Origin of the sequence: Enterovibrio norvegicus (genome assembly GCF_002876705.1) — a bacterium.
GTDB lineage: Bacteria > Pseudomonadota > Gammaproteobacteria > Enterobacterales > Vibrionaceae > Enterovibrio > Enterovibrio norvegicus_B.
Map to the genome: position 1 here is coordinate 717,331 of NZ_MDAG01000057.1, position 19,830 is coordinate 737,160.

At 45.5% G+C, this 19,830-nt stretch carries 18 protein-coding genes; 9 read left to right on the forward strand and 9 right to left on the reverse strand.

Annotation, left to right across the window (positions count from 1 at the left end):
* Window positions 1-169: 169 nt before the first annotated feature.
* Window positions 170-871 (reverse strand): 16S rRNA pseudouridine(516) synthase RsuA, encoded by a 702-nt coding sequence (rsuA, locus tag BCT27_RS22465; protein WP_198597612.1) that lies wholly within the window; start codon window positions 869-871, stop codon window positions 170-172.
* Window positions 872-1,106: 235 nt separating this feature from the next.
* Here rsuA and BCT27_RS22470 point away from each other — a divergent pair, with 235 nt between their 5' ends.
* From BCT27_RS22470 to rplY, 3 genes are all read left to right on the forward strand, one after another.
* Complete coding sequence (locus BCT27_RS22470; protein WP_102318810.1) at window positions 1,107-1,580, forward strand: GNAT family N-acetyltransferase; 474 nt, start codon at window positions 1,107-1,109, stop codon at window positions 1,578-1,580.
* 74 nt (window positions 1,581-1,654) lie between these two features.
* Entirely contained in the window at window positions 1,655-3,442 is a 1,788-nt protein-coding gene (gene radD / locus BCT27_RS22475; RefSeq protein ID WP_102396824.1) for a DNA repair helicase RadD, read from the forward strand.
* Window positions 3,443-3,719: 277 nt separating this feature from the next.
* Complete coding sequence (gene rplY, locus BCT27_RS22480; protein ID WP_017009723.1) at window positions 3,720-3,998, forward strand: 50S ribosomal protein L25; 279 nt, start codon at window positions 3,720-3,722, stop codon at window positions 3,996-3,998.
* A 67-nt stretch (window positions 3,999-4,065) separates the two neighbouring features.
* On the opposite strand, the gene BCT27_RS22485 is transcribed toward rplY, so the two are convergent.
* Window positions 4,066-4,329, reverse strand: coding sequence for a DUF1289 domain-containing protein (locus BCT27_RS22485; protein WP_102318809.1), 264 nt, complete (start codon window positions 4,327-4,329; stop codon window positions 4,066-4,068).
* Window positions 4,330-4,657: 328 nt separating this feature from the next.
* Here BCT27_RS22485 and BCT27_RS22490 point away from each other — a divergent pair, with 328 nt between their 5' ends.
* A complete protein-coding gene (locus tag BCT27_RS22490) occupies window positions 4,658-4,969 on the forward strand; it encodes a hypothetical protein (RefSeq protein ID WP_102318808.1) in 312 nt (103 codons plus the stop codon).
* A 142-nt stretch (window positions 4,970-5,111) separates the two neighbouring features.
* Here the strand turns inward: BCT27_RS22490 and BCT27_RS22495 are convergent, their stop codons facing one another.
* Together BCT27_RS22495 and BCT27_RS22500 are read right to left on the reverse strand one after the other, a co-directional pair.
* A complete protein-coding gene (locus BCT27_RS22495) occupies window positions 5,112-7,475 on the reverse strand; it encodes a DNA polymerase II (RefSeq protein ID WP_102396825.1) in 2,364 nt (787 codons plus the stop codon).
* A 111-nt stretch (window positions 7,476-7,586) separates the two neighbouring features.
* Window positions 7,587-8,507, reverse strand: coding sequence for a DMT family transporter (locus tag BCT27_RS22500; RefSeq protein WP_102392162.1), 921 nt, complete (start codon window positions 8,505-8,507; stop codon window positions 7,587-7,589).
* Window positions 8,508-8,779: 272 nt separating this feature from the next.
* On the opposite strand from BCT27_RS22500, the gene BCT27_RS22505 reads away from it, so the two are divergent.
* Window positions 8,780-9,469, forward strand: a complete 690-nt coding sequence (locus BCT27_RS22505; RefSeq protein WP_017009718.1) for a DUF2786 domain-containing protein — start codon at window positions 8,780-8,782, stop codon at window positions 9,467-9,469.
* A 298-nt stretch (window positions 9,470-9,767) separates the two neighbouring features.
* Complete coding sequence (locus BCT27_RS22510) at window positions 9,768-10,745, forward strand: OmpA family protein (RefSeq protein WP_102396826.1); 978 nt, start codon at window positions 9,768-9,770, stop codon at window positions 10,743-10,745.
* Window positions 10,746-10,828: 83 nt separating this feature from the next.
* Here BCT27_RS22510 and BCT27_RS22515 read toward each other — a convergent pair whose 3' ends face one another.
* Complete coding sequence (locus tag BCT27_RS22515) at window positions 10,829-11,389, reverse strand: gamma-glutamylcyclotransferase family protein (RefSeq protein ID WP_102396827.1); 561 nt, start codon at window positions 11,387-11,389, stop codon at window positions 10,829-10,831.
* Window positions 11,390-11,570: 181 nt separating this feature from the next.
* Here BCT27_RS22515 and BCT27_RS22520 point away from each other — a divergent pair, with 181 nt between their 5' ends.
* Together BCT27_RS22520 and BCT27_RS22525 are read left to right on the forward strand one after the other, a co-directional pair.
* Window positions 11,571-13,064: a carboxypeptidase M32 gene (locus BCT27_RS22520; RefSeq protein WP_102396828.1), complete on the forward strand. Its 1,494-nt coding sequence runs from the start codon at window positions 11,571-11,573 to the stop codon at window positions 13,062-13,064.
* A 790-nt stretch (window positions 13,065-13,854) separates the two neighbouring features.
* A complete protein-coding gene (locus BCT27_RS22525; protein ID WP_102396829.1) occupies window positions 13,855-15,657 on the forward strand; it encodes a DCC1-like thiol-disulfide oxidoreductase family protein in 1,803 nt (600 codons plus the stop codon).
* Between the two features lie 113 nt (window positions 15,658-15,770).
* On the opposite strand, the gene BCT27_RS22530 is transcribed toward BCT27_RS22525, so the two are convergent.
* The 3 genes from BCT27_RS22530 to BCT27_RS22540 are packed head-to-tail and all read right to left on the reverse strand — an operon-like array spanning window position 15,771 to window position 18,104.
* Window positions 15,771-16,181, reverse strand: coding sequence for a DUF3293 domain-containing protein (locus BCT27_RS22530; protein ID WP_102396830.1), 411 nt, complete (start codon window positions 16,179-16,181; stop codon window positions 15,771-15,773).
* The gene (locus tag BCT27_RS22535; RefSeq protein ID WP_102396831.1) at window positions 16,168-17,052 is read right to left on the reverse strand and encodes a hypothetical protein; all 885 of its coding nucleotides are present in this window, start codon (window positions 17,050-17,052) and stop codon (window positions 16,168-16,170) included. Before BCT27_RS22535 ends, BCT27_RS22530 begins: the two co-directional genes overlap by 14 nt.
* Window positions 17,049-18,104: an NAD-binding protein gene (locus BCT27_RS22540; protein WP_102396832.1), complete on the reverse strand. Its 1,056-nt coding sequence runs from the start codon at window positions 18,102-18,104 to the stop codon at window positions 17,049-17,051. The genes BCT27_RS22535 and BCT27_RS22540 overlap by 4 nt, the downstream gene beginning before the upstream one ends.
* Before the next feature lie 383 nt (window positions 18,105-18,487).
* Between BCT27_RS22540 and BCT27_RS22545 the strand changes: the two genes are divergently transcribed.
* Window positions 18,488-19,054 (forward strand): hypothetical protein, encoded by a 567-nt coding sequence (locus tag BCT27_RS22545; protein ID WP_102318798.1) that lies wholly within the window; start codon window positions 18,488-18,490, stop codon window positions 19,052-19,054.
* Between the two features lie 70 nt (window positions 19,055-19,124).
* Here the strand turns inward: BCT27_RS22545 and BCT27_RS22550 are convergent, their stop codons facing one another.
* Window positions 19,125-19,646 carry a DUF2058 domain-containing protein gene (locus tag BCT27_RS22550; RefSeq protein ID WP_017009698.1) on the reverse strand — a complete coding sequence of 174 codons (522 nt, stop codon included), beginning with the start codon at window positions 19,644-19,646 and terminating at the stop codon, window positions 19,125-19,127.
* Window positions 19,647-19,830: the final 184 nt, after the last annotated feature.

Sequence of the window (19,830 nt, forward strand, 5' to 3'; positions counted from 1 at the left end):
GAGGCTATCGAGGCTATCGAAGAAATAGCACCACGATCAAAAAGCGCCACAGAATGGGATCATCTGTAGCGCTTTTTTCGACACCACTGAGGCAATGTCTAATCGCAATGCTCAATGGTGATGCTTAAACTTGATGTATCGGGTTAACGTCGCCGTTAAGCACGCATGCTCACTTTGATGGAATAAACTGCGCGACTTCGTCTGCTGTCAGTAAACGATACTCGCCAGGCTCAAGCGCTTCATCTAACACAAGTGCGCCCACGGTTTCACGGTGTAAGCCCACGACTCTATTGCCCACAGCGGCAAACATGCGTTTTACTTGATGGTACTTACCTTCATGGATAGTCAGCAGCACTTCTTTTTCGCCAACGACCGCCATTTGTGCGGGTAAGGTTTCTGCATCTTCACCGCGCAACATAACGCCCTCAGCAAATTGCTCTGCAACGTCGTCCTCAATCGGATCGTCCAACCAAACTCGGTAAGTCTTGTCGCATTTGTGTTTTGGCGATGTCACACGGTGCGACCATTGACCATCATCAGTCAGAAGCAGTAAGCCTGTTGTGTCACAGTCTAAACGTCCTGCAATGTGCAGTTTTTCTGCATTCACTTCTTCAAGTAAAACAAAAACAGTAGGATTGCTCGAGTCTTCATGCGAACACACATACCCTTCAGGCTTGTTCATCATGAAATAGCGTGGCCCTGACAATTTCAACGCCGCACCATCAAATTCAACGTCTGCATCTTCAGCAATTTTGATGGCACCACTTTTAACGATGTTTCCGTCAAGCGTGATACGTTTTTCTTTGAGGAGTCGTGCTGCTTGGGTACGGGTTACACCCACAGTTTCACAAAGAAATTTGTCTAGCCTAATCATGATTTTTATAGTCCGCTTTGTACTCGAAAGGCGCATTATAGGAAGTCACCAGCAAAGGTACAGTGAAAACAGCATTGAGATTTTTTAAACACTAATGAAATTGCGCTCTGCTTTTCCCCTTCCTATAACTAAGAGGTGCCGAACTTAACAGTTCCGCTACAGTCTAATCCTGTGTCTCCCAATTTTTGATTATAATCAGTTGCCTTTTAACTTATTGATCAGGGAAGAATTTATGAACGTATCGCTGCAATCGCCTTCCATCGATTCAATGCCGAGCCTCTTAGCGCTCTCAAAAGAACTTCATGATCATGAAGCACTTTCTTTCGATGTGGAACACGTGACGTCTGCCTTTAACTATTTGCTTTCACACCCGACGCACGGCGATGTATTTCTAATTAATTTAGACAGTGACGGTACAAACGAAATCATCGGATTCGTTGTTGTTTGCTATAGCTTCAGCGTTGAGCTCGGTGGGCAGATCGCGGTCATTGACCAGATCTTTCTGACACAAGAATGGCGTCGCCAAGGTGTGGGGTCTCACGTTCTTCCCACTCTTGAAGAGCATGCGGCAAAAAATAACTGCCAATCGATCATTCTAGAAGTGAACATTGGTAATAGCGGCGCACGTGAGTTCTATGAGCAGTTTGACTACATGCCGAGAAGGCAACATTGCATCATGTCTAAACGCCTCAACGTGAAGACATAACTCTCGCTATTTCCTAGCCTTTCACACGACGCGTCGTTACACTGGCAGCCAATATTGGCTGCCTTTTTGATCCCATGTATACCCTTCGCCCCTACCAATCTGACGCCGTAAAAGCGGTTGTTCACTACTTTAGAAAAAATTCCACGCCCGCTGTCGCTGTATTGCCGACGGGTGCGGGTAAAAGCTTGGTGATCGCCGAATTGGCGAAGCTGGCGCGAGGCAGAGTGCTGGTGTTAGCGCATGTAAAGGAGTTGGTGGAGCAGAACCACGAGAAATACGAAGGGTACGGACTTAAAGGCGGGATCTTTTCAGCAGGATTAGGCCGTAAAGAAAGCGATGACAAAGTCGTGTTCGCCTCGGTCCAATCTATGGTGCTCAACCTTGATGCGTTCAAAGAAGAGTTCTCACTGCTTGTTATTGATGAATGCCACCGTGTTCCTGATAACGAAGAAAGCAGCTATCGGAAGGTCATCTCACACCTTCAATCAGTGAATGCAGGTATTAAAGTACTCGGGCTGACAGCAACACCCTACCGCCTTGGCTTAGGCTGGATTTATCAATTCCATACCGCTGGGCGTGTGCGCAGTGAAAAGCCGCGTTTCTTTAGAGACTGTATTTTTGAATTACCGATTCGCTTCTTGCTTGATGAAGGCTTTTTGACAGAAGCAAAAGTTCTGGATGCCCCCGTTCTTAGCTATGATTTTTCATCACTGAAAGCGTCGACGACCGGTTTCTATAAAGAAGCAGATCTCGACCGCGTGATCGAAAATGCGCCTCGTGCTACCCCACAAATCGTGACGCAGGTGCTCGATTACGCAAAAGATCGTCATGGTGTCATGGTGTTCGCCGCAACGGTGAAGCACGCACAGGAAATTCTTACGTTACTGCCCGAAAAAGATTCTGCCTTGGTCATTGGTGACACACCGCAAGATGAACGTGACAGCATTATCCAGCGTTTCAAACGCCGAGAATTAAAGTACTTGGTCAATGTCTCTGTACTTACCACAGGATTTGATGCGCCCCACGTTGATCTCATCGCCATTTTGCGTCCAACAGAGTCTGTCAGCCTTTACCAGCAAATTGCAGGCCGCGGTTTGCGCCTATCCCCTGGCAAAGAAGACTGTTTGATTCTGGATTATGCTGGCAATGTCTACGACCTGTACCAGCCTGAGATTGGCGATCCTAAACCTGACAGTGACAGCGAAATCGTCACGGTTCCCTGCCCTGCGTGCGGGTTTAACAATAACTTTTGGGGAAAACTCGATAACAACGGCTTCTTGATCGAACACTATGGGCGTCGTTGCCAAGGCTTTTTTGAGGATGACGAAGGCGAACGAGAAATCTGCGGCTACCGTTTTCGTGCGAAATTCTGTAGCGAATGTGGCGCTGACAATGACATCGCAGCGCGGCGTTGTCATCAGTGCGATCATGCCCTGGTTGATCCAGATAAGAAGCTGAGAGACGCACTCAAGCTCAAAGATGCCATGATCATGGCATGTGCCGACATGCGTTTAACGGCAGGCAAGAATAAATTCGATAAGCCTCAACTCAAAGTGACCTACGTTGGTCACGACGGTGCGGAAATTCACGAGGTGTGGCCGCTTTCAACCAAGCGCCAAAAGCAGGAGTTTCTCGCCAAGTTCATTAACGCCCATTTGGTTGACCGTCATCGTCCCTTCACCGACACCGCGCCCTCGAAAGTCGCGAATGCAGAACATAGACTGCGATTTCCCGATTTTGTAGTGGCACGTAAAAACGGACGTTTTTGGGCAATCCGCGACAAGATCTTCGATCTCACACAGTTTGCTTCTCAACAGGAGGTGGACGAAATGATCAGAAAAGAAGCACAAAACATACGCTGATAGAAAGCGGTTTAGTTCAGAGCAAAATGAGATACCGAGTTACGTGCGCCTTAAGAAACCTCGCCGACTCAATTGCCCTGAATTATTGAATAGAGACAGGAACGTACAGGTTTTATCCAAACAGTTCGTTTCAAGCGAAAAAAGAACGCTGAACCGCCTAATACCCTTGTTATTCCTAAGACTGGGTGGTAGTATCCGCGCTCGATTTACTTGGTATCTAGATTGGTCGCAAGTTAGATACTTATTTATAACTCTCTATTTTTTAAGAGTATTTATTATGAAATTCAATGCAGTAGTACGTACTGAGCAGGGTAAAGGTGCGAGCCGCCGCCTGCGTCACGCTGATCAATTCCCAGCAGTTATCTACGGTGGCGAAGCAGCTCCAGTTGCAATCGCGCTTGAGCACCACATCGTGATCAACCAAATGGACAAGCCTGAGTTCTACGAAGCGATTACTCTAGTAATCGACGGTCAAGAAGTGAACGTTAAGCCTCAGGACATCCAACGTCACCCGTTCAAGCCAAAAGTTATGCACATGGATTTCATCCGCATCTAATGCTTTTGAGCTTGAAAGAGAAAGCGCCCAATGGGCGCTTTTTTTTCATCTGTGATTCGTTGGTCAGTTAATCGTCATCACCAAACAAAGACTGTTGTGGGCTTTCTGCTTCCACTTCTTGTTGCGCTTCGTGCGCTTGCTTCGCTCTCAGAATACGCTGGTAACGTTGTTTACATAGACGTACCACGTTCCGTCGCTGCTCCCCATTGAAATCGTTCCAATGGAATCGCTCTTCCCTACTTCGAAAGCAACCTTTGCAATACCCTTTGTTGTTCACTTGGCAAACGCCAATGCATGGGCTGGGTACGTTAAAAAAGTCCAGTTGCTCCAAAAGCACTCCTTACTTAATAAGCTTTCCACGCAATTGGCGTGAATCTGTTTTCATTCAAGCGAGTTTTGCACTGAAAAGCAAATTTCATGCTGTTAATGTACAAAAAACCAGCAAACAGTCTCTGGGTTTCTCTTCCTGTTCACGCCAGTAAGCACCTGATGTTTGCCTATCTTTTTAGTGACAACCGCTTTTCTCGCGTAAAAAATTAAGATTGCGTTTAGAGGGCTAAGTTTGCTAGCTTAACCACATAACCTTTTGGGTTATTGTCTTTAAATAGCATACTTATTTGCATTGAAGACTCAGGGAAGAACATTATTTAGGAGGAGTTATGTCTTTTTTTGTACCGTCCGCCGAATCTCAAGAGCATGCTGAATCCATTTATTCGAGCATTGCTAAAAATGTCAACGCGCCAGTTAGCGATCAGCGTATTGCCCAGCTTACTTGGTCCCATGAAGGTCAAGAAGTGGCCGTAAACGTCGGTGAATCACTACCACGATGTTTTGGTGCGGAAGATGAAGTGGTTATCGCGATTTATGACTGTGGGGATGTATTCAAAGTCTGTACCCCAAACCGTGGTGCCATCTGCTTTGATCCTGTTGTCGCGTGTAAAGCGCACGTTTCAAGCGTGAATTTCTTCTAATACTAAACGTTTGTTCACCAAAAAGACCGAGCAATGCTCGGTCTTTTTATTTGCCACTATATAAACGTATTACCGATTTACCGCTGAACAAGTAGCCGAATTAGCGCTTAACGTTTTCGGCGTCTACGTTTCGTCGTAAAACTCAAAACAGTCCTAACTGCGGCGCAGCCAACGAATCAAAATGCTTGCCAATGAAGGGCAAAATACCGTCTGCGATCGGCTTGAGTTGTTTATCGACATAGTGCTGATAGTCATACGGGCTGTCTATCGCTTCCAACGGTTCAGGTCCATTCAATGTGATGACATATTCAATCCAACCACCATGTTGATATTGCAAATTTCGACCCAATTTCTCGTTATACGCATCAGCTTTACGGGCGGCTTTCACATGCGGAGGCACATTTTTTTCGTAGTCAGAAAGCTTACGTCTCAATCGCTTACGGTATATCAATGCATCATCGTTGTGACCTTGTAACGTATCTTCGACTGTTTTACGCACGTAATCCTCAACCTCTTCTCCATCAAACACTTTCTGATATAGGGTTTGTTGAAAGACCTGTGCGAGCGGTGTCCAATCTGTTCGAACTGTTTCCAATCCTTTGTAAACAATGCGACGTTCCCCGTCTTTGTTTACCAAGCCGGCGTAGCGCTTTTTACTGCCGGTATCTTGCCCGCGAATGGTGGGCATCAAGAATTTTTGATAGTGAATCTCGTATTCAATCTCAAGGGCACAGTCGATGCTGTAAGTTTCTTTTAGGTGCGCGATCCACCAGTCATTGATGTGTTCTACCAATGAATGACCAATGTTATCGGCGTCTTCATTTTCATGACGCTTACCTAACGAAACAAACGTCGAATCTGTGTCGCCATAAATCACCTCGAAACCTTTTGCTTCAATCAACTCGCGCGTCATTTTCATGATCTCATGACCGCGCATCGTGATTGAAGACGCGAGCCGGTGATCAAAGAAACGACAACCCGACGAACCCAAGACGCCGTAGAAGGAGTTCATGATGATTTTTATCGCCTGTGAGAAGGCTTTTTCACCCTGTAACTTGGCTTCATCCCTCGCCTTCCACAAATCCTCAATTAAAGCCGGTAAGAAGTGCTTCTCTCGATGAAAAATACCACCGCGAAAACCGGGAACCGTCGTGGTTTCATCATCTGTAATAAGCCCTTCCACCAGCCCAAGAGGATCGATCAAAAAGGTGCGAATAATCGACGGGTAAAGTGATTTAAAATCGAGCACCAAGACCGAATCATAGAGACCCGGTTTACTGTCCATCACATACCCGCCAGGACTGGCAATCCAGTTCTCACTGGTCAGGGTTGGCGCAACATAACCTGCGCGATGTAATCGTGGTAGATAGAGGTTGGTGAATGCAGCTACCGAGCCGCCAATACGGTCAAGCTCAATGCCCGTTAAACGACTGCGTTGAATAAGAAACTCTAACAAGTGGGTTTCTTCGAAGATGCGGTTAACCAACACACAGTCTTGAAGGTTATATTTCGCTAAGGCTGGCTTATCGTCACGGAACATGCGGTTGATTGAATCCATGCGATCGTAGGGATTATCAATCGCCTTTCCTTCGCCAAACATGGTGCGCGACACGGATTCTAACGACCACGATCGGAAACTGTAGGTCGCGGTTTTGAGTGCATCAATACCATCAATCACAACACGCCCTGGCAAGGTAATGAAACCTTGTCGGCTGTTATTAGAATCTCGCCAATGCGCTTTTTCCCCGCCTCGCCCTAAGCGAAGATCAATTTTGTTGAACGCTGCACGTTTGATAAGCAGTCGAAAGTCAAAATCAATCACGCTCCAGCCAACGATGATGTCGGGGTCAAACCGCACAAACCACGCATTCAACGCTTTGAGCAGCGCAAGTTCTGTGTCTACCCATTCTATCCACGGCATTTCATCGGCATTATCTGGCGCATCACCAATCATGATCACGCGACTGTCCACTTCACTATCAAGACCAATGGAATACAACACGCCCTTCTCAGAGCATTCTATGTCGAGAGAAACACGGGATAACGTGGTCGAATAATCCGAAGACTTCGCCTTTACATTGCGGTATTCCACATACCCGTTTCGCTGCGTTGCGCTACCAGCAAAAGTGATCCCGCCGCAAATGAAACGTTCCATCAGAAAACGGTCTGGCAAACGCACATCGGCTTCTAATACGTTCAACCCTTCCACTTGCAGTAATCGACTGGCACGATTTACGGCGTTTAGCGTGGTGAAATAAAAACCTGTCACTTCGCTGTAAGAAAAGTCTTTCAGCGGCAAAGGGCGAGTTTGGTAAGGGATATTGGCGGCACGGAGATGACGTTGAGCTTCTTCTACATACTCATTTGCAATAAAGAAAACCGGCGATTCTTGTTGAATCACCAGTTTGGCAGGGCCATTGTCGGTTTGAACCCAAAAGATAAGTTCAGTTTGATCACCAATGTCACGACTGTGACGAGAAATCAGGAATCCATCGTGATACTGCAAAGCGGCCTCGAAATTCGGTATGTCGCTTGCAGTATATACCCAAACAACCTGAAAATACTGGATTCAGGGAGAATTACTGTCGTTATGATCAGGTGTGTTTCGGTATCAATTTCATGCCACCGAGGTTTGCTTGCGCTGTTTCCCCAAGAAGGTCACCATGATCCCAAGCAAAATGACGGATGCCGCGATCAACATGCGCTGCGTTAACGCCTCATCCAACAAGAGATAGCCACCTACTGCAGCAATCAAAGGCACAGTAAGTTGCAACACACCTGCTTGCGTCGCTTTAAATTGCAACACAACCCAATACCAAATGGCATAACCGATTGCAGACGCCACGGCACCCGACGCAACCGCTAAACAAATGCCTTCTGACGACAAAGTGTTCATCGGAATGTTCATTAAGAAAAACGGCACCACAAAGAACAAGCTCAACCGGAAATTGATACAATTCGCCTTTAATTGAGGTTGTTTAATCTCTTTGCCTAGAACGCTATAAGCGCCCCATGCAACGCCTGAAATGGCCATGAGAATGGTTCCCCACATGTCGGGCGAATCCATACCTGGCGACACCAAGTACCCCAAACCACATATGGCAGTTAATGCGCCAATATATTCAAGACCCGTTGCCCCACCTTCTTTATGTTGGCTGTAGGCAAACATGGTTAACTGAACAAACGCGAACAGGATCAATGCCCCCATTCCTGCATCGAGGTACATGTAGGCAAACGAAAACGAAGCGGCATAAAGAAACAACATCGCAGCCGCGAGCCAATGCTCTACCGGCTGATGAATGAAATTAAACCCAGTAGCTTCACTGTCTTCTTTATTTGATTGTTTCACTGGGAACAGAAAACTGAGGAAAAACAGCATTCCCGCACCAGACGCTAAGCGAATAGACGTAAAAGATGCTGGGTCTATATTGGTGTTCGCGAGCGCCATTCTGCACAGCACAGAATTGGCTGCGAAGAACAATAATGCGAGCCCCGCCATCACTATGCTTTTCACTTCTACCCGCGTCGATATCTTCATATGATTGCGATCCTTTTATCACTTGCTAACTTGACCGCACTGCATTCAAAGAACTTTCACAAGAATGAGAAAAATCGAGAACAATGATGAGTTTTAGGGAACTTTTTCTAAATCTACTCATTATCAATGCCTCTCGCCCACCAAAAACGGCCGAACAAGGCGATAAACATATCAAATCGGCATAAGCCATTATCAAAAGCTATCATCTTATTATTGGTAAAACGCGCAGCAATCGGTAAAATACTGCTCCGGTTTTTTCTGTGGTGAAATGAATGTCCGACGCAAAACGCAAAGCATTAAAGAAGATTGCCAAATGCCTTGAACTGGGTAACTCAGCCAACATCAACGAGGCTGCCGCCGCCATAAAGATGGCGCAAACCCTGATGCGCAAGTATGGCTTGGATCAGGAAGACATCGATTTTATCAGCATGGGTAAAACCACGTCTGAAACCTTGCTCCCTTCTTCGATCAGCGATGCCGTTTTGAAAATCATCAGAGGCATCAACACACGCTTCGGCGTTGAATGTGTTCTCACCAACCACAAAGGCTTAAAGAAAGCTGAATTCATTGGCGATGCAAACCGCGCCATTTTTGCAGCCTTCGCCTTTGACATTGTTTACCGTGAAATGAACGAACACACAGGACAGTTCCGCAATAGTTTTGCAGGCTCTGGCACCTCCCAGACCGAACTGAATAGACGCTTGCAGTCTTTTACGTTTGGTTGGCTTGAAGGCGCAATGGCTAAGCTGCCTAACATTGCACCCGATGTAGACAATGACAAGAAAATGAAAGACTACATCGACAGTCAATTTAAGAACATCGACCGCGAAACGTTCAAGCAACAACTGCGCGATGCGATGAAAGGCATTACCGATGATTATGAAAAGGGGATGAAGAAAGGAAAGCAAATTTCCGTCAATCGTCCCGTATCGGGAGCCCGTGAACTAAAGCGCCTCAGATAGGCGCTTTTTCTTTAAGTAATTTCCGCTATTTTCCTCAAAACTTATTTCCTAGAATTTTCAACAAATTCAACCCCAACCCACAAAACCACTCTTTTTTGAACACTGTTGTATTAAAAAAGCCTGAATTTCATTCTCAAGCCTTGTATTGCAAGCTAGCCATCCCTAGCCTAGCTTATTAAATCATCAACTAAATGATGATCGAGAATAGATTTGCGCAGAGCAAACTCCGGAATGTGACTCTCGAACCCCCTATAGAGTCTTTCATCCCAAACCCTCTCTAGAAGGAATGGAGAACAAAATGAAAAAAGCAGTGATTAGCCTGGGCCTATTGGTGGCTCTTTCGCCTTTGGCTTATGCTCAAGATGATTCAAATTTCTACCTTGGTGGAAGATTTGGTGTTTCTACACTTACTGACGCATGTGACGGCGGTGGTTGTGGAAGTAATGATAATGTTGGCGGTGGCGTAATTATTGGTTACGACTTCGGTAACAACTTTTCTATCGAATCGACTTACGACTACCTTGGTCACTTCGATACCAACTTCACTGGTGCTGGTCCAGCAAGTGGTGATCTGACTGCATTGACACTTGCACCTAAGTTCAACGTTGGTGTATCAGACGCTACAGACATCTACGGTAAACTTGGTGTTGCCATGTGGGATTGGAGCAGCCGCGCAGGCGATGTAGATGACCACACTATACTTGCTGCGTTAGGTGTCGATCACCGCGCAACTGATCTTGTTAACCTGCGTCTAGAATATCAATACCTACCAGATATGGACAAAAGTTACGTAGACGTTGACAACCACCTTGTCTCTGCAGGTGTAACGTTCCACTTCGGTCGTTCTTCTGAGCCAGCACCTGAGCCAGTCGTGGTTGAAGAAGTTGTTGTTGCTGAAGTTGTTGAAACGAAGAAATACGTTTTCTCTGAAGCAGACGAAGTAGAGCTGTTTGCATTTGGTAAAGGCGAGCTTTCTTCTCAAGCAGCACAAGCATTGAACCCTATGCTTAAGCGCCTTCAAGACTTCGAAGAATCAACAGCAGTTATCATCGGTCACACCGATAGCGTAGGTTCTGAAGCGTTTAACCAAAAACTGTCTGAGCAACGTGCTCAGTCTGTTGCAGATTACTTCACTTCAAACGGCGTTAGCGCTGATCGCCTAAGCGTTGTTGGTGAAGGCGAAAGCAGCCCAGTTGCTTCAAACGACACTGAAGATGGTCGTGCGAAAAACCGTCGTGTAGAAATCGAATCACCAGAATTCGTTTACGAAGAGTAGTTTCTACTCGCGATAAAAATATAAAAGCCACGTCTTCGGACGTGGCTTTTTCGTTTCAGATAACACTGGCTGAAAATTCAACGTTACTCCATCATCGGATAGCCCAACAGCATACGATCGATCTCTGCTCTCGCATTGTCATCAACCCCTGCTACACGCTGATAAACGGGCGCTCTGCGGTCATCAATCCGAGGGTTTTCCCAACCTTGCGTCGATGCAATGAACGTTTGTGCAAACTCTGCGGAATACCTCAAACAGCCCGCCAACACAGTATCAACATAACTTTGCGCAATCGGCTGAATGTAACATGGTGAAATCACCTCATCTGTCACGTAAACATAAACGGGCTCGTCGATAGTAAATGTCTGATCAAGTAGTTGGATCCTTTGGCTGTCTAACTCAACGCGCTGATACCCGGCTTCTCGAATATCAAATACCGTTAAGGTTTCGCTGTCGATGTGGATCAGTACGCCGTTGCATTCACCCTCAGCTTCTTTGACGACAAGGTGCGACATATTCGGGGACCCCGTTTTTCCCCAGTGACGTTGTAACCCAGAAACCACTGCGGGAACAGCTTGGCCTGTATCGCCCGTCACCTTTCTAGATTCACCATTAATCAGGCTGCCATAGCCAAAGATATACATAATAAAGACCCGTTGTTTTTCTTAAAGAATACGTATTTCCCACGTGCTACTGTCAAGCATAGCGCCTGAAAAAACAACTTTTTGCAATATACTCCGCTCCAATGCGTCAAAACCATGGCTGATTCCGTTTCACCTGATACTATTTCTCTCATTAAACACTCGCGACAAAACGGAATAGCCCATGGATTCGATGAAAAAACTTGAACAACAATTCAAGAAGCTCTCTAGCTACCAACACCTTGCAGCGATTTGTGGTTGGGACCAAGCCGCGATGATGCCATCAGGCGGCAACGATGTCCGCTCGCAAGCCATGAGCGATTTAGCCTTGCTGTGTCACGAAACGCTCACTGCTAAAGAGATGGGTGAATGGATTGTCGACGCAGAAACCAACATTGCATCACTGAGTGAAACCGACAAAATTAACCTTCGCGAGATGAAGCGAGTTTGGGAACAAGCCACCGTATTACCCGCCGATCTCGTCGAATCAAAATCATTGCTAGGTTCGGCATGTGAACATGCATGGCGCACACAGCGACCTAACAACGACTGGGAAGGCTTCTCTGCAAATCTAAAACATGTGGTCGACGTCTCCCGCCAAGAAGCAGAGATTCGCGCGAAGCAAACAGGGTTAAGCCCTTATAACGCCATGCTCGATCTCTACGAACCAGGCATGACCACAGAAAAATTAGATGCCTTATTCGGTGATCTCAAAACCTGGCTTCCTCAACTTACCCAATCAGTGCTCGAAAAACAGAAATCGCTTCACATTGAGCAGCCTCAAGGTCCGTTCGACACAGCATTACAATCCGCACTAGGTAAGCGCTTTATGGATGTGATTGGGTTCGATTTCAATCATGGTCGCCTTGATGTTAGCGCACACCCGTTTTGTGGCGGCGTACCATCAGATGTTCGCCTCACCACCCGCTACGATGAAGAAGATTTCACTTCCGCTATCATGGGCGTCGTCCATGAAACCGGTCATGCCCGGTATGAACAAGGCTTACCGAAAGCCTTCGGTAATTCCCCCGCTGGCGAAGCACGCTCTATGGGGATCCATGAAAGCCAGAGTCTGTTTTTTGAAATGCAGTTAGGAAGAAACCCACTTTTCGTCGAGCACCTCGCCAAAATGGCAGCAGAAGCGTTTGGTCGACAATCTGATTCTGCATTCACCGTCGATAACATGAACGCACTCTACAATCGCGTTCAACCCGGTTTCATTCGCGTAGATGCAGATGAAGTGACCTACCCAGCGCACGTCATTCTTCGTTACGAAATCGAACGTGACCTGATGGAAGGCAACATCAGCGTCGAAGATATCCCTGAACGTTGGGATAAGAAAATGCAGGAATACCTCGGCCTCACCACCAAAGGCAACTATCAGTATGGTTGTATGCAGGATATCCACTGGACCGACGGAAGTTTTGGCTATTTTCCGTCTTACACATTAGGTGCCATGTATGCGGCGCAATTCATGGCTGCAATGCGTAAAACCGTCGATGTGGACGCGTGCTTAAAGAACCTCGATTTGGCACCAATCAGTGCATGGTTGGAAGAGAATGTTTGGTCCAAAGGTTCAACGCTTTCCACCGAAGAGCTCGTCATTCAGGCAACGGGCGAACCGCTGAATCCTGAGTACTTTAAGCAACATTTGATTGATCGTTACTTGAATGATTAATTGACCATAAGCGCAGCCGAGTGCTGCGCTTGTGATTTTTAAGCAAAAGCGGCATTTTAAAAAAACCAGATGTCATCTTAATTTTTACGCCGCACATGTATTAATCTCGCGTCAAATAAACTAGATAACGTTGACTTTTAACTGCCTTACAGATGGCGAAGAATAGAGCCAAACCGCACCTCAAACTATTATCCCGCGTCGTAAATACAATAAGATCACGATTCGCCGAAATTTAACAGATGAAGGAATTTGTCGGATTAAATATAGGATGGAAACCTTTGAACAAATTAATATTGCCATAGAATTTATCTACACAATTCACTCCATCTAAGGTCTTCTTTTTTGGCTTTGTGTCCTAAGCAGAAAAACTCACTGCGTTTACGGATGAATGATTGCTCACTGAAGTCAATCAAAAAGCCTCTTGTAATCACCCTTCAAGCCCTTTCCAAGCTCCTTTGGGCACTTTTGGGGTTGTTCTTCTTCAACCACACTTTGAGCCTAAATCCATATCGCCATGAAACGGACAAAGCCATACATTTTCTAACGCGTATACCTTGGTTTCTATTCATTCATTGTTTTCTCAAATGGCGTTACTTAACCAACAACACCAATCGAAAGTATTGAAAATTGGAATAATAAAAATACACCAAATCGTCACGAGCAAATATAAGGCCAAGCACATTAAGAAAAACAGTAACAACTATAATGAAAACCATTGTTAGAGTAACGCTTTGGCTAATGTCCATTTCTACTTACTCAATGCACGCATACCCAAGCAATGGAATTGTTGATGACTTCTTTTAAAACAGTATTCGGTATCGACTTACGTACATTGGCGTTGTTCCGTATCGGTCTCGCCTTAATGATTCTGATTGATCTGATCAGTAGAGCGCGTGATATCACTGCGTTCTATACGGATGACGGGTTACTTAGTCGCACAGCATCCATGACGATCTCCTCAGAATATCGGCTTTCACTTTACTGGATGAATGGCAGTGAATGGTTCGCCACACTACTCTTTGTAGTTGCTGCATTCGTCGCACTCCTGCTTCTCGTTGGCTACAAATCCAGAGTCATGGCATTCATTAGCTGGATTTTTCTTTTCTCTATCGTAAATCGAAACAGTGTGATTGTGAGTGGCGGTGATGTACTGCTCGTCGTTATGAGTTTTTGGGCCATCCTATTGCCTATTGGTGCAAGATTTTCAATAGATAGTTCGCTAAATCGTCGATATAAGGCGGACGAAAATGCAATACCTGCCGACCACAAATACTTCTCAGTTGTCTCGGTCGCCGTTCTTCTTCAAGTAATGTATTTGTATTTTTTCACCGCATTATTGAAAACATCAGATGACTGGCGGGTCACCATGGACGCCGCATACTATGCGGTTCATATCGATCAACTCGCCACCGTATTTGCCGTTTGGATGAGAGACTTTCCGCTGCTTTTGACCTTTGGCACTTACTTCGTCTGGTATCTAGAAATCATTGCGATCTTTCTGGTTTTCTCACCTATTTTCCACGTTCAATTACGATTGTTGACACTTGCACTCTTGATCATCATGCACAGTGCCTTCTTCTTTTCTCTTCACATCGTGCTTTTCCCGTTTATCGACTTTATGTCACTGAGCTTACTCATACCGGGAGTGTGTTGGGACTGGTTAGCCAAATTCAATGCCAAACCTAAACGGAGAGACATCGTTATTTTCTATGATGAAGGCTGTGGTTTCTGCAAAAAAACCTGCCTCATACTGAGGAACTTTCTTCTCCCAGACAGTGTAAAAATGCATCCTGCACAGCAGAACCCCGACATTTATCCCATCATGGAACGAGAAAACAGCTGGGTACTTCGCGATCATCAAGGTGGCTTACATACTCACTGGAATGGCGTTCAATACCTGTTTAAGGTGTCGATCCTTTTTAGACCCATCGGTATTGTGATGGGATGGAAACCCCTATTGGTAATTGGAAATAAACTCTATCGTTGGATAGCAGATAACCGAGACAAAATGGGAAGAATCACCGAGCGTTTTCTGCCTTATAACGACCAAAAAGATCACGCAGGCTACATAGAAAATTGCGTGGCCTTGGGTGCCCTTTACATTGTGACTTACTACAACATTAGCGGTGTTCAACAGTTTCACATTAAACGCCCACAACATGTTTCGATACCCGCTAAGGTACTTCGCATTGATCAACACTGGGGTATGTTTGCGCCTTCCCCCTTTAAGTACACCTTGATGCCCGTCATCGAAGGCAAAACCAGAGGGAAAAACGTGGTTGATGTTTGGAAGATGAACGTTGAGCCACCTAGGCGGGTAATACCAGAACTTCTATCCACTGAGTTCAAAAATTATCGTTGGAGAAAATACTTTGGCAGGCTGCAGTCTAAACGTAACAAGCAAGTGCTTGCAGGTTATGGCGGCTATCTTTGCAAAAAGTGGAATAGCCAAGTCTTACCCAAAGAAAAGCAGTTGGCGTCATTCACTATAGAGTTTGAACGATTGAGAACCATGCCAAACTATATGCCGCGTAAACCTTCAACAGTAAAGGTATGGACACATTGGTGTTTCAAAGAGTACGCAAAAAAATAGGACAATAATTCCAGCAAGGTATCACAGCCAATTGTGTTCAGCGCAACGCATGACAGCCATGAGCAACATCAACGCCATAAAACGGTGGCCAATCTTACATGGCCACCGTTTTTCTACCTAAGCCATACCAACTCAGAAAACCCCGATTGATCGCCAACAACAATGGCATTTTGCCTAAACGTCCGTCCCAGTGATGCCGCCTGTGGTAAAGAAATATTAAAGACAAAGAAGCTGGCTTCGGGCTGCCAACTATCATCTGCAGGTACACCCTCTGCAGAGAGGTGCTTAAAGCCCAAACGTGTTAACTCCCGACCAAGTGTTTGGTTGGCGTCAAGGTTAAACTCATCGTCTGCCTCTTGTGAATGTGGGTTAAAACCTGTTATCACAGCCCAAGTATCGATCCCGTTGTCTTCACACAATGTAACCAACGCCTTGTTGTGTTGCTTAATGCGGATATCGACCTCAAAAGATGGGGAATACACGCGATAAATGGTGCTTAAATACGCTTGCTCAAACTGCAACATGACGCGACTCCTTCTTGGGTTCACAAAAACTAATGTAAGGATCCCACCCAATTATTTCCTCAGCGCAAACGTGCTGCTCATCATCTAGGTAGACCTTCACCCCGCTTACGTAGTCTGGCATCAAGAACGTTTTCTGTTCCGCAAATGGCCTCTGATCAGGCGCAAGCCAGGCGCTATCGTTTTCAGTTATGAGTTGATTGTCACGATTTCGCATGTGAGGCCCCCAATTTACCCAACTATTTTGCCCTCGTGTTTCCGTGGTAATCGCAGCGCGAGCCAAAGGAGAAAACATCCTAGAGTGAACCAACCACGCCATGTCCTCACCTAACGGGCCAAAGCTATAACCGTAGGAAGCATGTCCGAAAATATCATGGACGATACGAAAGACATCGTTAACCAAGAGCTCATAGTCGCCGACCGTCACACCTGTGCTTTCTAACATCGGATGATGTTCGTGTGGTGTTGATTCACCAAAAGCACTTTGTGTCGGCAAAAAGTACATATGAAAATTGAGCAAATCCAAAAGCATTTCTGAGCTAGATGCATACGGTTCACCGCTAAAAAAATAGGGTTCTACCGTCAATGCCATCTTACTTTGTTGCAAAAACTCAAATTGAGCCATCACTTCATCAATCATTTTTTGATAGGCCGCCGTCACCAAAACATTTTGAGGCAGAGACTCAGCCGAATCATAAATATCCGCAATTTGAATGCCGATGTTGGCGCTCAAAGTATCACTGGTGTTGAAACTGTAATGAGGGATCTTGTGGTGATTTTTATACGCAGATTCTACTTCGGTAAAAATTGCACATCTTCCACCATGACGCGCTTTCTTTTTGCATTCCGTCAATAGCGCCTTAAGCTGCTTCATATATGCGCTCCCTCTTGGTGAAGGCGTTGCCACTGCGCGACCAATTCATTCGCAATAAAATCAGGGAATGCATGCACACCAGGCGCTAACCGAGAAAAACTCAACAAGTCTACGCCCAAGTTGTGTGAGTAAAAGACGGGATCGAGATAGTGCATTAAGGTAGGGCTATCAACAAAAAAGTTGATGGGCTTAGCACCACACATTACTCGACCAGCAGGAAAACTTGCACCAAATTCATCCTCCCCGCCCATATTCGCGAGGTACTGTGCGTTAAGAAACGCCCGCGCATCGTAATTGTCAGATACCACACTCTCAATACCCGTTGCAGTCACAATGCAAAACGCTTTCCCTGCCGCGGCCTCAACGAGTGATTTATCAGCAGCATTGATGGCATCAAAGCCCTTTTCCTTCGCTAACGCTAAGTGTTCAAGTTTTTTGTCTACGACAGAAATATTGGATGTGTGTGGCTGCAAATGGTGTGCAATCCCCTGACCCACTTTCCCATATCCCATGACCAAGAAGTGCTGGCCATCGAGAGTGGTTCCCGTCAGTTCACTGAATGCACGAACAAACGCTTCTCCCGTACCTAGCATCGCTTCGAGCGCCTTTACCTTACTCATGTCCACGGATATAACCGGGTAATCGATGTTTGCAGCAGTATATTTGTTCGTCCCCGTGCCCGTGATTTCGACGCAACCAATACTGGGCCTGACCTTTCCTATCAACTCGCCTGCACAATCAAGGCAAATATCTACCTGTACTCCCTCAGGAACGTCATCAAACCAACGTCCACCCGCTTGAACAAATTGATGAAGCAGGCCGGGCTGTACGTCCATAAAACTTGGGGAAGTCACCAGTACCTCAGCACCGCCCGCATACAACACTTCGAGCTTGATTAAGGTTTCATGGGTAAGAGGTAAATTATGTAATATCGTTTTGCCCGCATAAGGCTTATCCCTCTGCACTCTTCTAAGTTGTTGATTAAGAAAAGTTAAGGATATAGGGCTATATTCTCGTTTGATTTCTTGAATTAATTGAATGAGCTTTGTCATCACGTCCTCTATTCGATATGTCTAACTTTTTTGAAAAGGCTGACCCTTCCAGAAATTTAAGAGGGCGTTAGATGACAAAAAATTTCACGCAATCAATCTCATATAGATTTATATAAATTTTGTCGCATATTAGATGCTAAGAAAGGGAAAAGACGACAATGCCTACAATTTCATATAAAGGTGTAGGCTTAACATGCGCGAACGCAGCCAAGAGACCAACATCGCTTCAGGAGCGTGATATCAATTGCAACCATAAACGTTCGTTTTACCTTCAACCGCACACCCGATAAATGTGGACTTATAAGGCAAGGCACGTATGATTCCGGTCAAGGTTACAATGAAGCAAACCTACTGTTTGTTTAAAGATAAGATTTAACTCAGCCATGATTAGAGATACAACACTTGCGCCTTTCAGCCGATGGACAAAACCCTTTGTTTCAGAAGTTGCGGTGATTATTAACTTATTGAAAGACAATGGGTACGACGCTGTTCAACTTGCGAAAGTAACGGGGTTGCAACCAAAGAACGTCAATGCTTGGACTGCTCGTTACAAAAACGAACCAGACAACCTTTCCTCTATCCCTTACCCATGCTGGTGTTTCCTATGTGCTCTGGTTGGTAAGCCGAACATTCAAAGCAACGGTGACGTTATAGAAGTGAATGTGAGAAAGGTGCTGTCTTACTTCAAGCCAACGGCATTTAGACCAAACGACAAGTTTCTTTGCCCTACTCAAGAGCAATTCAGTAATCTGATTGATAATGACAATTATGATTCGCTAACAACCGAGAAGCTTTCGACAGTTTTCCACTGGAACGCATCGAACTTTGCACACGGTGTTGCGAATGGGTCACTGCCATTTTTGAACTGGAGCTTAATCGTCATGACGATGGGTATCGACATTCAAAAAATGATCCTGAAAGATCTCGAAGGTGATGTCTCTATCGACTAAGCGAAAGCCCTTCGTCTACAAATAAAAAAGCCGACACGACGTCGGCTTTTTTTGATCTATTGAGGGGGAGTTACCACATCAAATCATCTGGAATTTTGAAGTCCGCATATGGGTCATCTTCGTCAATGGCTTGCTCATCAACGGTGTTGTTCACAATGATGGTGTCTTCATCACGTTGACTGATTTTATCTGCCACAACACCAGGGACAATGGCATACCCATCAAGGTAACGTGCAATTGCCAAACGACCGTTAACAAGCTGTGCTTGCGTTTCTTTGTTCACGTAAAGCTTCTTAACAAGCGTGCCATCAGTAAAGTTATAACCGATGTCGCCATCTCTACGATCAATCTTGTTCATTTCGACAAGTTGCTTCACTTGAGCCATGACTGCTTTCTTCTGAGCGTCCGACTCCTTCTGACGATTCAGCGCTTGATCTTGAGCAACTTGAGCAATACGTTTTTCCTCAACCGCCGCTTTCGCTTCTTTCGCCATAGTGCGTGATTTTTTCGATGTCTTACCGGCTTTTTTCATTTTCTTTTTGTCGATCAGGCCAGCCTGTAACATTTGTTCTTGTAACGATAGTTTTGCCATTTTGACTCCGTCGCGGGCATCATTTCCCCGTTTTGTTGATAGCGGAATAATACCACTGAAGTCGCCCTAGAAATAAGCGAAAACTGGATCGCACCTTCGAATTGTCACCGCATTTGGTGCACTTAACGGCATGTCACTACGCACCTCATAAACACTGTCAACCACATATGTATATGAATGAGAA